We start from the raw sequence: 13,410 nt of genomic DNA, 5'->3' as shown, positions 1-13,410 counted from the left end.
CCTGGTGGCACTCCAAAGTGCTGCCAGGGCGACAGGGACCGCTCTGGTCAGCGGGCGCGCGGGCGGGCGGGCAAAGTCTTCTGGGCTGCCGTGGCCCTCGGCGAGTGTTCGACGACGTAGCTCTGCAGGTGTGTTGCGGCCGACCGGGCCGAGCTGGCCAGGGGCGTAGGCGCGTATCCGGGCGCGTACAACCTGGACCCAGGACTTCCCCGCGCCACGGACACCGCACAAGGACATTCCTGGCAGGCCACGGCCCGCCAACTCACCGTCGACGAAAAGGAACAGCACCGCAACCCCATCCTGCCGGCCATCCCCTTCTACGACACCTACGACACCTACGCCGACCGCACCGCTCAGGCATGAACTCCGAACCTCCGGAGGCGTGCCCCGGCGGCCCGTTCGATGGCGGGGCCGCCGGGGCACGCGGTCAGGAGAACGTCCAGGTCTCGCTGTTGGCGCTCGCGCTGCCGCCGAGTTCCTGGTCCACCGCCGCTCCCTGGGTGGTGGAGCCCGCGACGCCGATGTTCAGGCCGCTGCCGATGCCCACCAGCATGTAGTTGCTGCCGGTGTAGCTGCCGGTCAGGTCGAGGGCCCACTGCTGGTTGGTGCCGCCGTTGCAGGTCCACTGTTGCAGCTGGACGCCGGCGGTGGTCGACTTGCTCGGGACGTCCAGGCACAGCCCGCTCTTCACGCTCTTGAGCGTGTAGACGTTGCCCGCCACCCGCGTGAGTGTCCACTGCTGGTTGGTGCTGCCGGCGGACGGCCACTGGAGGATCTTGGCGCCGTTCGCCGTGGACCCGCTCGACACGTCCATCAGCATGGAGCTGCCGAGGTTCTTCAGGGTGTGGACACCCTCCGACGGGATCCCGCTGCCGGCCGTCCACGTGCCCGCGTCCGCATCGAGGGACCATGTCGGGTACTGACCGAGGTTCACCGTCGTGCCCCGGATGGTAAGCGGCAGCCAGATCAGCTTCGACGCGCCCAGGTTGGAGGTGTCCCAGCGGTCTCCGGCGTAGATGTACGTGGTGCCTGAGCTGCCCTGGACGGTGATGACGTTCGCCGTCTGGCTGCCGTAGGTGTGGGTGCCGGGGGCGGCGAGGTCGCGGAACGCCGACCACGGGCCGCTCAGCGAGGTCGCGGTGGCGTAGATGTTGTCGTTCAGGCTCCAGCCCGTGAGGTGGGAGCCGAAGACGTAGTACATGCCGTTGATCTTCACCATGGCGGGCGCCTCGACGCTGCCACTGCCGCTGCCGCCGAGGACCGCCACCGCGCTGTCCACGGACAGGTAGTCGGCGGACAGCTTGTCGATGCGCAGGCCGTTGTTGCGGTCCTCGCTGAGCAGATAGGCGGTGCCGTCGGTGTCCTGGAACAGGCCGAGGTCACGGCTCAGGTTTCCCAGCGGCCGGAAGCTGCCCCGGTAGGTGTAGGGGCCGCACGGCGTGCTGCTCGTGGCCACACCGACCCTGGCCTCGGCGTAGTTGGTGCTGTCGATGTGCATGTACATCACGTACGTGCTCGTCGACGCGTTGTATATGACCTTCGGCCGCTCCACGATGCGGCTGGGGCCAAGGTCACCGCTGGCCTGCCTGCTCAGGGCCTGACCCTGGTAGGTCCAGTTCGCCAGGTCGGTCGAGGAGTAGCAGGTGATGTCCTGGAACGACGTGTCCGCCGACGTCCTGCCGGTCTTGTCCTCGCCGTAGCCGTACCAGGTGCTACCCACCTTGATGATGCCCAGGCCGTGCAGCTGGAGCGCGTTGCCGTTCTGGTCGGTCCGGTCGGCACCCGTCGTGAACGTCACCGAGGCCGCCTGCGCCTGCGTGGCGGGTACCAATAGGGCGGCGAGGCCGCAGAGCAGGGTCAGGAGCGTGGCGAGGGTGGTCCGCCGCCGGGTGCGCGGTGGCGGTGTGCGGTGCGATGTGGTGTCGGGCATGGTGTTACCTCTCCATTGAGGTGCCGGGGGTCGTGCGGGGGTGCGGGTCGAGCGGTGGGATCATGGGGCCGCTCCGGGGGCGAGCGGGATGGTGATGGTGTTCCAGGACATCGGTGGCAGCAGGGCTCTGAGCCGTCCGTCGTCCGTGACCGTGCCGGTCACCGGCTTCGGCGTCACGCGGTCCTGGTGCTGGAGTGTGTTGGCCGCGTGGCGGTCGGGGTCGGCCAGGGCGGTGTGCGTCACCTGCCCGGCCACCGGGCTGAACGCCCGCAGGTCGGCGGTGAGTTCGAGCGGCGTCGTGGTGTCCCGGTTGACGGCGAAGACGGTGAGCGTCCCGTTCTCCTGCCGGACGGCGGTCGCGTGCAGCAGGGGCACCTCGCCGTAACGGGCCGTGTCGTGGACGGGACTGTCCAGGGCGAGCCGGAGCACCTGGCCGCCACCGTGGCGGGCCGCGTCGGCGAAGGGATAGAAGATGGTCTGCCGCCAGGCCGGGCCGCCGGGCTCGGTCATGATGGGGGCGATGACGTTCACCAGCTGGGCGAGGCAGGCCGCGGTGACGCGGTCGCAGTGGCGCAGCAGGGTGATCAGCAGGCTGCCGACCACGACGGCGTCGGTGACGTTGTAGACGTCCTCCAGCTGGCGCGGGGCCACGCTCCAGTCCGGAGTGTCGGTGTTGTTGACCGGCCGGCTCTGGTACCAGACGTTCCACTCGTCGAAGGAGAGGTCGATCCGCTTGCTCGAGTGGCGCTTGGCCCCGATGTGGTCGGCGGTGGCGACCACCCCGTCGATGAAGGCCTCCATGTCGGCGGCCGAGGCGAGGAAGCTGTCGACGTCGCCGTCGCTCTCCTCGTAGTAGGCGTGGCAGGAGATGAAGTCGACGAGGTCGTACGTGTGCTCCAGGACCGTCGCCTCCCAAGCGCCGAAGGTCGGCATGGAGCGGTTGGAGCTTCCGCAGGCGACCAGTTCCAGACCGGGGTCGACATCGCGCATGGCCTTGGCGGTGACGGCGGCGAGGCGGCCGTATTCGTCGGCGCTCTTGTGGCCGAGCTGCCAAGGGCCGTCCATCTCGTTGCCCAGGCACCACAGTCGGATGCCGTGCGGCTTGTCCACGCCGTGCGTGCGGCGCAGCTCGGAGAAGGCCGTGCCGCCGGGGTGGTTGGTGTACTCCAGCAGGTCGAGTGCCTCCTGAAGGCCACGGGTGCCGAGGTTGACGGCCTGCATCGGCTCGACGTCGGCCTTGGCCGCGAAGCGCATGAACTCGTTCAGCCCGAACCGGTTCGTCTCGACGGTCCGCCAGGCGCCGTCGAGCCGGCGGGGCCGCTCCTCCACCGGGCCGACTCCGTCTTCCCAGCGGTAGCCGGAGACGAAGTTGCCCCCGGGGTAGCGGACCATGGTGACGCCCAGTTCCCGGATGAGGGCCAGGACGTCGGTGCGCAGTCCGTCCTCGTCGGCGCTCGGGTGGTCCGGTTCGAAGACGCCGGTGTAGACGCAGCGGCCGAGATGCTCGACGAAGGATCCGAACAGCCGCGGATTCACCTCGCCGACGGTGAAGTCGGGGTCCAGATGTACGGCCGCCGCGAGCGGCGGGTGGCTGACGGGGTTGGGCATGGGTCACTCCGGGATGGATCGGTGCGAAGAGTGGCGTTTCTGTGCGTTTGCCGGGGCGCCCTGCGGTCAGCCCTTGATGCCGGTGTGCGCGACGCCTTCGACCAGGTAGCGCTGCAGGAAGAGGAAGACGAGCACCAGCGGCAGGATGGACACGGTGGCGGCGAGGAACAGCTCGTGGATGTTGATGGTCTGCGCGGTGGTGAAGGTCGACAGGGCCACCTGCACCGTCCAGCTGGACTGGTCCTGGCCGATGACCAGCGGCCACAGGAAGGCGTTCCAGTTGGTGATGAAGGTGATCACCGCGATCGCCGAGAAGAAGCCGGTGGAGTTGGGGACGACGATCCGCCAGTACGTGCCCCAGCTGCCGAGACCGTCGATCCGGGCGGCCTCCTCCAGTTCCTTGGGGAATCCGAGGAAGTACTGCCGGAAGAGGAAGGCGGTGAAGCCGCTGAACAGGCCGGGCACGATGAGACCTTGCAGGCTGGAGACCCAGCCCAGTGACGATACGAGGACGAAGCTGGGTACGAAGGTGACCGCGCTGGGGATCATGAGGGTGGCCAGCACCGCGTAGAAGATCTTGTTGGCGTGCCGGTACGGGACGCGGGCCAGCGCGTAGCCGGCCAGGGAGCAGACCAGCAGCTGGCCGGCGGTGCCGAGCACCCCGACGACGAGGGAGTTCCACATGCTGCGCGCCATGGGTACCGCGGGGTCGTCGAACAGCTCGGAGATGTTCTCCCAGTGCAGCTCGGTCGGGAAGAACTTCCAGTTCGCCCCGGTGATGTCGGCGTCGCTGGCCAGGCTGTTGCGGAGCAGCAGATAGAACGGGACCAGGAACAGCAGTGCCGCGACGACGGCGACGGTGTAGACGGCGACACTGCCGGCCTGTCCGCGCACCGCACGTTGACGGCCGCGGACCGGGTTGGTGGAGGAGGTGGCCATCAGCTGTCCGCCTTTCCGAAGCCGAAGATCCTGCCCTGCAGCAGCGTCACCATCGTGATGAGTGCCGACAGCACCAGCGCCCCGGCGCTGCCGTGGCCGAAGTCCTGACCCTGCCCGAGGGCCGTGTAGTAGAGGTAGACCAACGGCGGCCGTGCGTAGGGGGTGTTGGGCAGCAGGTTGTAGAACTCGTCGAACGCCTGGTAGGCCGCGATCAGCATGAGAAGCACCACCGCGACCGAGGTGGTGCGCAGCTGCGGCAGGGTGATGTGCCGGAACGTCTGCCAGCCGGGCCGGGCGCCGTCCGTCCAGGCCGCTTCGTACAGTTCCTTGGGGATCTGCTGGAGGGCGGCCAGGAAGAGGATCATGTAGAAGCCCAGCTGGAGCCAGAGCCGCAGGGTGACCAGCACCATCCAGTACCAGGGCGGGGAGACGGTGCCGATCCAGGCGACGGGTTCGATCCCGAACCAGCCCAGGACGGTGTTGGCGAGACCGAAGCGCACCCCGTTGAAGATCGACAGCTTCCACACCAATGAGGCCACGACGTAGGAGCACGCGGTGGGTATGAAGAACACCGAACGGAAGAAGGCTCGGGCGACGCGGATGCGGTGGACGAGCAGCGCGAGCGCCAGAGCCAGGACGTAGGTGAGGGGGACGACGATCAGCGCGAAGAGCGTGAAGGTCCACAGGCTGTCGGTGAACGGCCCTTCGGTGAGGATGTCCGCGTAGTTGTCCAGGCCGACGAACCTCGTCGGGACGACCGTGTTCTGGGCCTGGAAGAGGCTCAGGTAGAAGCTCCAGCCGACCGGCACGTAGACGAACAGCAGGAGACCGGCCAGGAAGGGACCCGCGAAGAGCCAGAAGGTGCGGGTGCTGCCTCGCGTCCCGTGCCGGTCACGCCTCATCTTCGCCGCGGGGCCGGGTGGCGCGGTGGCGACCGTCCGGGCGCCGTCGGTGGTCGTGGTTGTCATGCTTGTCAGCGCCCCTCAGGCGATCTTCTTGAGTTCGGCCTCGACCCGGGTGCGGGCCTTGGCCACCTCGGACTCGGGGTTCTTCCCGCTGACCACGGCGTTGTTCACCATGTCCTGGGAAATCGTCGTCATGGCCTGGGTCCAGTACGGGTCGTCGTAGTGCCCGTTGGTCCCGAAGAGCTTCACCGCCTCGGCGGCTGTGCCGCTCTGCAGCTTGGTCGCCTTCGCCGCGAGGCTCTTGCGCGGGGGGATGTGGAAGCCGTAGGAGGTGCACCAGTCCTCCTGGAGCTTCGTCTGCTCGATCCACAGCCACTTCACGAACGCCTTGGCCGCGTCGACGTCCTTGGCCTTGGCGCTCACGTAGGTGGACCAGCCGCCGTTGTAGACCACGGGGCGGCCGGCGCTGCCGATGCCGGGCAGGGGGACGATGCCGAAGTCGTCGCCCAGTGCCTTCTGGATGCCGGGCATCGCCCACAAGCCGCACCACTGCATCGCCGTCAGGCCCTGGATGAACGCCGACGGGTCGAACCAGTCGGTGGGCGCGCCGAGCAGCAGCGTCTTGCTCGTGTAGAGCTCGCGCATCTTCTTCAGGCCCTCGACCGTCGCCGGGGTGTCGAAGGCGACCTTGTGGTCGGCGGTCAGCAACTCACTGCCGGTGGCCCAGACCAGGGGACTGGCGAGGATGTCGCTGCCGGCCTTCAGGCCGAGGTACAGGCCCTTGACCCCGTCCTTGTCGAGCTTGCGGGAGGCGTCTATCAGCTCGTCGAAGGTGGTCGGGGGCTGGACGCCCGCCTTCTCCAGCAGGCTCTTGCGGTAGTACAGGAACTGCGGGTCGTCGATCATGCGGATGCCGTAGACCTTGCCGTCAACCGAGTTGGCGGCCAGGTCCTTCTCCGTGAAGTCGGACTTCACGTCCGCGATGATGTCGTCCAGCGGCACGATCTGCCCGGACTTGGCCATCTGGACATCGGGGTGGAACTCGAAGACGTCGGGGCCGCTGCTGGAGACCAGGCCGCTGGAGAGCTTGGAGGCGTAGTCACCGGGGATCCACTGCACCGACACGTCCGCGTGGCTGTACGTCTTCGCATACCGCAGCGCCGCCTGCTGGGTGCCCGCCTCGCCGTACTGGTGGTACCACTGGCTGATCGCCGCCTTACCGCCGGTGGAGCCGCCGCCGCGACCGGTGTTCCCGCCGCACGCGGCGAGGAATCCCGCCGCCGCCACGGTGCCGGAGGCGCGCAGGAAGGACCTGCGGCCGAACGATCGGCTGGGGTTCTGCTCAGGGGACATGGCCACCTCTGCTGTGAAGAACGGGTGTGGGTACGGACCTTGGGCACGCGCCGCGATGTCGGCTGATGACGCTGTGGACGGCCGCGGAGTGGGGCCGGTATGAGCGCGACGCGAAGCCCGCGGGGTGGAGGCGCGCAATCGGAGGGGGAGTTTCCTGCCGCTGACGGGGTTGCAGCGAGCGGAGCGAGACGCAGGTTATGCGCGCTACACCCCTTCGTCAACAAGCCAGAAAAAGTCTGTGCACGGCAGTTCCAACGGCGTGCAGCGCGTGGATACGATCAGGCGCCCCAGCCGCATCGAGCACAGGACGACGTCGTTGAAGCGGACGTACCAGGACATTCGCCGGACCAACCGTTTCGCGGTGATGCGGCATCTCATCGCCTCGGCGCCCGTCGTCAGGCGTGACATCGCCGCGGCCACGGGCCTGTCGGTGGCCACCGCCTCCGACATCGTCAACGAGTTGCACGAGCTGGGGCTGCTGGCCGAGATCGGACAGCAGGCTTCGGGAGGCGGACGCCCGCGAAACCTTCTCGCGCCCGCCATCGAGGGCCCCCGGCTCATCGGCGTCGACATCGCCGAGACCTACGTCCACGTCGAGGTCTTCGATCCCGCTCTACGGGTTCTGGCCAGAGCCGAGTACGAACTGCACCCGCACGCCAACTCGCCGGACTACGTCGTGGACCGTATCGTCCGCGGCGTCGACGACGCGATCGCGCAGGCCCACGTGGAACGCGGCAGGGTTCTCGGGATCGGCGTCAGCATTCCCGGCCAGGTACGGCCGGACGGCACGGCCTCCGTCTTCGCCCCGAACTGGCAGTGGAACGACGTGCCACTGCTGGCCCTGCTCACCGATCGGGTCCCTGATGTGCCGGTCATCCTCGACAACCCGCTGCGTGCGAGCACCGTCGCCGAACTGTGGTTCGGTGCCGCCCGCGGCCACGACGACGTCGCCGTCCTCACCCTGGGAACCGGCGTCGGCGCGGGCCTGGCCGTCCAGGGGGCGCTCTACCGTGGTGCCACGAACACGGCCGGTGAATGGGGCCACACCAACCTCGTCATCGACGGCCGCAAGTGCCGCCGCGGATGCGTGGGATGCGTGGAGACCTACGTGGGCGCACCCGGCATCATGCAGCACCTCGCGGAGACCGACCCGGACAGCCCGCTCCTGCACCCCGACGACCAGACGGCGACCATCCACGCCCTGGCCACCGCCCACGCGGCCAAAGACCCCGCCGCACAGCAGGTGATCGCCACGACCGGCCGCTACCTCGGCATCGGCATCGCCAACCTGATCAACCTGTGCAACCCGCAGATCATCGTGCTCACCGGCTGGGTCGCCGACCTACTGGGGGCCGCCGTCCTGCCGCACGTACGCGATACCGCCGCCCGTTACGCCCTCGCCGAACCCTGGGAAGGCACCGAGATCAGTCTCTGCCCCATCGACCGCAACCCGGTCAGTCTCGGCGCGGCGACTCTCGTCCTCGAGGGATTCCTGTCCTGACCCTCCCGTTGTGAGCGGCTCCAGTTCGAGGGCGGAACTCCTGGGCGCGTCCAACTGCGCCTGCAATCAGAGACGTTGGACCTTGTTTTGGCTGTATTCACATCGAAATGGATGCAATGGAAAGGTGTACGAGTCATGGCAGATGCAGCGAGCCGCGCCCTACCTGAACAGCCATCGACCGGCGCCCCAGGACGGCTCTCACGGCGTGGACTTCTCAGAGGCGCCGCCGTCACCGTGGGAGCCGCGGCGCTGGGTGCCGGCGCCACCGGGACGGCCGCGGCGGCCGACGCCTCGGTCACCGCGACGGCCCCCGACGGCAGCAACACCATTACGATGTCGCTGACTTCGGGCGCCCTCAGCTGGTCGGCCGAGCGCAGAGGCGTGACGGTGGTCGACACTTCGGCTCTCGGCCTCAAGCTGAGCGACGGTACGGTGCTCGGCGCCGCCGGCACGGTGATCACCAACTACCAGCACTGGACCATCGACAACACCTGGAACCCGGTGTACGGCCGCAACGCGACAGTCCGCGACCGGTACCAGGAGATGCGCTGGAACCTCCAGGACACCGCCTCGCTGATCAACTTCAGCATCCAGATCCGCGCCTACCCGACCGGCGTCGCCTTCCGGTACGTGCTGCTCGGCAAGGGCACCGCCACGATCGCCGACGAGCTGACCACGTTCGTCTTCCCCGACAGCACGCTCGTCTACAGCGCCCGGGACGAGGACGCCTACAACCCCGTAGCCCCGGGCTCGATCCCGTCCACGGGGACCTCCGGCACCGACACCGGCCCGCTGACCGACCTGCCGCTGACCGCCACGTACGCGAGCGGTGGGCTGATCGCCTGCATCTGCGAGTCGTCCCGGGTCAACTTCCCCCGAATGATGCTGAGTTCGGTGTCCGGCCAGCCGAACACGCTGGCCGCCTACCTGATGGAGCACACCGCCCGCGGTTCGGACACGGTCCAGACGACCTCGATGGTCACCACGCCGTTCGCCACGCCCTGGCGGGCGGTGGTGACCGGCTCCACCCACGCCGAACTGGTCGACAACGCCGAGCTGGTGCTCAACCTGGCCCCTGCGAGCGCGTTGGCCGACACCTCGTGGATCAAGCCCGGCAAAGCCTTCCGTGTACAGCTGACCACCGCCGCCGGGATGGCGGGCGTCGACTTCGCCGTGGCCCGCGGCATGCAGTACGTCGAGTACGACGGCGGATGGTACGGCGACCCCGACCACAGCACCGACGCGACGAAGCCGATTCCGGACATCGATCTGCCCTCGGTGATCTCCTACGCCACGAGCAAGGGCATCGGCGTCATCCTCTACGTCGACCGCAGAGCGGCCACCAACCCCGACAGCCTGTTCAGCCTCTACAGGAGCTGGGGCGTCGCAGGCGTGAAGCTCGGATTCGTCGACGACGGCACCCAGGCCATGACGAACCAGATCACGAACTGGGCCAGGACGGCAGCCAAGTACCACCTGCTGATCGACATGCACGACGACGTGCGGCCGTTCGGCTACGAGCGGACGTACCCGAACTGGGTCACCATGGAGGGCGTGCGCGGCAACGAGCACTTCCCGACCGCGAGCCACAACGTGACCCTGCCGTTCGCCCGCAACATCGGCGGGCCGATGGACTACACCATCTGCTACGGCCAGTCGCGGGACCAGACCACCAACGTCCACCAGATGGCCATGGCGGCGGTCTTCTACCAGCCATTGAACTTCCTGTACTGGTACGACTCACCGTCCAAGTACGCCAACACGTCCAACTGGCCGGGGCTGCCGTGGTTCGACGCCATCCCCACCACCTGGGACGAGAGCCACGCCCTCGCCGGATCGATCGGCCAGTACGTCGCCGTCGCCCGCCGTCACGGCGACACCTGGTTCCTCGGGGCGATGACCAACGAGACATCCCGGACCCTGTCGCTCCCGCTGACGTTCCTGGGCGGCGGGTCATACACGGCGACCGTCTACGCCGACGGCACCCCGGGCAGCAGCCCCTACCGGACGCCGCTCGTGGTCAGCACCCGCACGGTCACCTCGGCCACCACACTGGACGTGGCGATGGCTCCCGCGGGCGGCCAGGCGATCATCCTCAAGCCGAGCTGACGCGGCGGACGCGGGACCGGGCGGTGATGGTGAAGTACTTCCACACGCCGCGCGTCGTGGAGTTGACGGAGTCGCGGAGCGCCTTTCTCGGCCTCGTTTCCGTTCGTATTTGTTCGTATTTGCTCTGAACCGATGACCAGCGTCCTTGGAGACGACATGAACCTCAGATCGCCCATACACCGGAGAGGGCCAAGGCGGACCTCACTCCTCGCCGCGCTCTCCCTCGTCGTCGCCGCGCTGGTGAACTGGTCGGCGCCGGCGGCACAGGCGGCCACCACGACCTCGATCACCGTGGACGGCACGGGCACGGGCCGAACCTTCGAAGGTGTGGGCGCGATCTCCGGCGGCGGCGGAAACAGCCGGCTGCTGATCGACTATCCGGAGCCGCAGCGCAGCCAGATCCTCGACTACCTGTTCAAGCCCGGGTTCGGCGCCTCGCTCCAGTCCCTCAAGATCGAAATAGGTGGTGACACGAACACCACTGACGGCGCTGAGGCCAGCCACGAGCACACCCAGGGCGTGGTCGACTGCAACCAGGGCTACGAGTGGTGGCTCGCGGAGCAGGCCAAGGCCCGCAACCCCGACATCAAACTCTACGGGCTCGCCTGGGGTGCGCCCGGCTGGGTCGGCGGCGGCAGCAACACCTTCTTCACCTCCAACGCGATCAGCTACGTGACGGACTGGATGGGCTGCGCAGCCCAGCACAAGCTGAACATCGACTACCTGGGCGGCTGGAACGAGCGCGGCTACAACGCGACTTGGTACGAGAACCTCAAGTCCGCCCTGGCCTCCAAGGGCTACGGTGCCACCAAGCTGGTCGCGGCCGACGACAGCTGGTCGGTGGCGGACGCGATGGCCGGCGACCCGACGTTCAAGAACGCAGTGGACGTCGTGGGCGTCCACTACCCCTGCGGCTACGTCAACGGCGCGGCTATCGGCAACAGGTCCGACTTCAAGAACTGCCCGAGCACCAGCACCGCGCAGAACCTCGGCAAGCCACTGTGGGCGAGCGAGAACGGGTCGGAGGACGCCGAGGCCGGCGCGATGTCGGTCGCGAGGGCCGTCAACCGGGACTACATCGACGGCCGTATGACGGCCTATTACAACTGGCCGCTCGTCGCTGCGCTCTACCCCAACACCTACTTCGCCTTCAACGGGCTCGCCGTTGCCAACCAGCCCTGGTCCGGCCACTACAGCATCGCCAAGACGGCCTGGGTCCTCGCACACACGTCCCAGTTCGCGCAGATCGGCTGGCAGTACCAGGACTCGGCCAGCGGTTACCTGGGCGGCGCTCAGTCCAATGGCAGCTACGTAACCCTGAAGTCGCCGAACCACAGTGACTACAGCACCGTCATCGAGACGGTGGACGCCACGGCCGCGCAGACCCTGACCGTTCACGTCACGGGCGGCCTGTCCACCGGCCAGGTCCACGTCTGGGGCACCAATCTCAACTCGCCCAACGACAGCGACCACTTCGTGCACACCACCGACGTCACCCCCTCCGGCGGCAGTTACACGCTGACACTGCAGCCCGGCTACGTGTACACGGTCACCACGACGACTGGGCAGGGCAAGGGAACCGCCACCGCGCCCTCGGCGGCCCCGCTGAGCCTGCCGTACTCCAACAACTTCCAGACCCCGGCGACCACCACGTCCCCGAAGTACTTCACCGACATGAACGGCGCCTTCCAGACCGTGGCCTGCGGCGGAGGACGCACCGGCACCTGCCTGCGCCAGATGGCACCAGCGGCTCCCGTCCGCTGGACCAGCGAGAACTACTACGCGCCCTACACCTTCATGGGCGACGATTCCTGGGGCAACTACACCGTCACGGCGAACACGATGCTCGAGCAGTCCGGAGCTGTGGAGCTGCTGGGCCGCATTGGCATGCAAGGCCGGAACGACAACGGCCTGCAGGCGTACCACCTGCGGGTGAGCAGCTCCGGCACGTGGTCGATCGTCAAGTCTGCTGTCAACAGCAACAGCACGTGGGGGTTCACGACCCTCGCCAGCGGCTCCACAACGGCACTGGGCACCAACCGGTGGCACACCGTCTCACTGTCGATGCAGGGGTCGACCATCAGCGCCACGCTCGACGGCACCGCTCTGGGCAGTGTCACGGACAACAGCTACACCCACGGCCGCGCCGGACTGGGCACCGTGGACTCCACCAGTAGCGTCACCGGGGGCGGATACCAGACACAGCAGTTCGACAACTTCTCCGTCACCCCGGGGAGCAACCCGACCCCCACCCGTTCCGGCGCCGTCCCCTCCGGCATCTCCGGCAAGTGTCTCGACCTCGACGAAGGCAACACCACCAACGGCACCGCGGTGCAGCTCTACGACTGCAACCAGAAGTCGGGGTCACAGACCTGGACCTACAACGCTGACGGCACCCTGACCATCGGCGGAAAATGCCTGGATGTCGTCAAGCAGGGCGTGACCAACGGCACCCTCGTCGACCTCTGGACCTGCAACGGCGGAGACAACCAGAAGTGGACTCAGCAGGCTGACGGCAGCCTGCGCAGCATGCAGTCCGGACGCTGCCTGGACGATCCCAACAGCAGCACCGCCAACCTCACCCAGCTGGACATCTGGAGCTGCGACAACGGCGCCAACCAGCGGTGGACCCTGCCGTAGGCGAGCAGCGGCAGTCTCAGGGACCGGGCCGCAGCACCGCGCGCCCAGTCCCCCCACCCGTCACGCGGGGCACTGGCCCGCTCTTTTGACAGACCCTCACGTGGTGACGGGCGGTGAGCGTCAGCGCGGTGGAGGGTTCCTTCCTGGGAGACAAAGCGGAAGACGCTCGTGACCGTGGCTGATGGGCACGGTCACAAGCGTCTGGTCATGTGCGCGCGGGTCAGTGCCGCAGGGTGAGGACGCCCGGCCGGTACGGCAGTTGCAGGGTGGCATGTTCTGGCGTCGGCGAATCAGGGTCGGGTCGATCGGGCCGCCGGTGGGGGAGGCTGCCGGTGAACAGGTTCTGCGGCGCGGACCAGCCGTTGGGGTTGGTGGGGTCGCTGGACGTGCGGTAGGTGAAGGACCAGTTGGACTGCTTCCGCAGC

9 protein-coding genes are annotated in these 13,410 nt (G+C 67.9%); 3 read left to right on the top strand and 6 right to left on the bottom strand.

All coding sequences use genetic code 11. From position 1 onward, the window contains the following. Nucleotides 1-427: 427 nt before the first annotated feature. The 5 genes from OOK07_RS00695 to OOK07_RS00675 all read right to left on the bottom strand — a co-directional run bounded on the left by OOK07_RS00695 (nucleotide 428) and on the right by OOK07_RS00675 (nucleotide 6,735). Nucleotides 428-1,930, bottom strand: coding sequence for an RICIN domain-containing protein (locus tag OOK07_RS00695; protein WP_266794640.1), 1,503 nt, complete (start codon nucleotides 1,928-1,930; stop codon nucleotides 428-430). Nucleotides 1,931-1,990: 60 nt separating this feature from the next. Next, complete coding sequence (arfA, locus tag OOK07_RS00690) at nucleotides 1,991-3,538, bottom strand: arabinosylfuranosidase ArfA (RefSeq protein ID WP_266794639.1); 1,548 nt, start codon at nucleotides 3,536-3,538, stop codon at nucleotides 1,991-1,993. 66 nt (nucleotides 3,539-3,604) lie between these two features. After that, on the bottom strand, nucleotides 3,605-4,477 hold the full coding sequence (locus OOK07_RS00685) for a carbohydrate ABC transporter permease (protein WP_266675845.1): 873 nt from the start codon (nucleotides 4,475-4,477) through the stop codon (nucleotides 3,605-3,607). Further along, nucleotides 4,477-5,445, bottom strand: coding sequence for a carbohydrate ABC transporter permease (locus OOK07_RS00680; RefSeq protein ID WP_266675843.1), 969 nt, complete (start codon nucleotides 5,443-5,445; stop codon nucleotides 4,477-4,479). Before OOK07_RS00680 ends, OOK07_RS00685 begins: the two co-directional genes overlap by 1 nt. A 15-nt stretch (nucleotides 5,446-5,460) precedes the next feature. Continuing rightward, entirely contained in the window at nucleotides 5,461-6,735 is a 1,275-nt protein-coding gene (locus OOK07_RS00675; protein WP_266794638.1) for an ABC transporter substrate-binding protein, read from the bottom strand. Nucleotides 6,736-7,003: 268 nt separating this feature from the next. Between OOK07_RS00675 and OOK07_RS00670 the strand changes: the two genes are divergently transcribed. From OOK07_RS00670 to OOK07_RS00660, 3 genes are all read left to right on the top strand, one after another. Further along, nucleotides 7,004-8,236, top strand: a complete 1,233-nt coding sequence (locus OOK07_RS00670) for an ROK family transcriptional regulator (protein WP_266794637.1) — start codon at nucleotides 7,004-7,006, stop codon at nucleotides 8,234-8,236. 234 nt (nucleotides 8,237-8,470) lie between these two features. After that, complete coding sequence (locus OOK07_RS00665) at nucleotides 8,471-10,345, top strand: glycoside hydrolase family 97 protein (RefSeq protein ID WP_266794636.1); 1,875 nt, start codon at nucleotides 8,471-8,473, stop codon at nucleotides 10,343-10,345. Between the two features lie 156 nt (nucleotides 10,346-10,501). Beyond that, nucleotides 10,502-12,985 carry a ricin-type beta-trefoil lectin domain protein gene (locus tag OOK07_RS00660; protein WP_266794635.1) on the top strand — a complete coding sequence of 828 codons (2,484 nt, stop codon included), beginning with the start codon at nucleotides 10,502-10,504 and terminating at the stop codon, nucleotides 12,983-12,985. Between the two features lie 220 nt (nucleotides 12,986-13,205). Here OOK07_RS00660 and OOK07_RS43390 read toward each other — a convergent pair whose 3' ends face one another. Then, nucleotides 13,206-13,409 carry a non-reducing end alpha-L-arabinofuranosidase family hydrolase gene (locus OOK07_RS43390; protein WP_353963546.1) on the bottom strand — a complete coding sequence of 68 codons (204 nt, stop codon included), beginning with the start codon at nucleotides 13,407-13,409 and terminating at the stop codon, nucleotides 13,206-13,208. Between the last annotated feature and the right edge of the window lies 1 nt (nucleotide 13,410).

Source organism: Streptomyces sp. NBC_00078 (assembly GCF_026343335.1).
Lineage (GTDB): Bacteria > Actinomycetota > Actinomycetes > Streptomycetales > Streptomycetaceae > Streptomyces.
This window is presented reverse-complemented; position numbering and strand designations above follow the sequence as displayed.

Coding starts and splice junctions, on each gene's coding strand:
- OOK07_RS00695 (WP_266794640.1), bottom strand. CDS start 1,930: ATGCCCGACACCACATCGCACCGCACACCGCCACCGCGCACCCGGCGG.
- OOK07_RS00660 (WP_266794635.1), top strand. CDS start 10,502: ATGAACCTCAGATCGCCCATACACCGGAGAGGGCCAAGGCGGACCTCA.
- OOK07_RS00680 (WP_266675843.1), bottom strand. CDS start 5,445: ATGACAACCACGACCACCGACGGCGCCCGGACGGTCGCCACCGCGCCA.
- arfA (WP_266794639.1), bottom strand. CDS start 3,538: ATGCCCAACCCCGTCAGCCACCCGCCGCTCGCGGCGGCCGTACATCTG.
- OOK07_RS00685 (WP_266675845.1), bottom strand. CDS start 4,477: ATGGCCACCTCCTCCACCAACCCGGTCCGCGGCCGTCAACGTGCGGTG.
- OOK07_RS00675 (WP_266794638.1), bottom strand. CDS start 6,735: ATGTCCCCTGAGCAGAACCCCAGCCGATCGTTCGGCCGCAGGTCCTTC.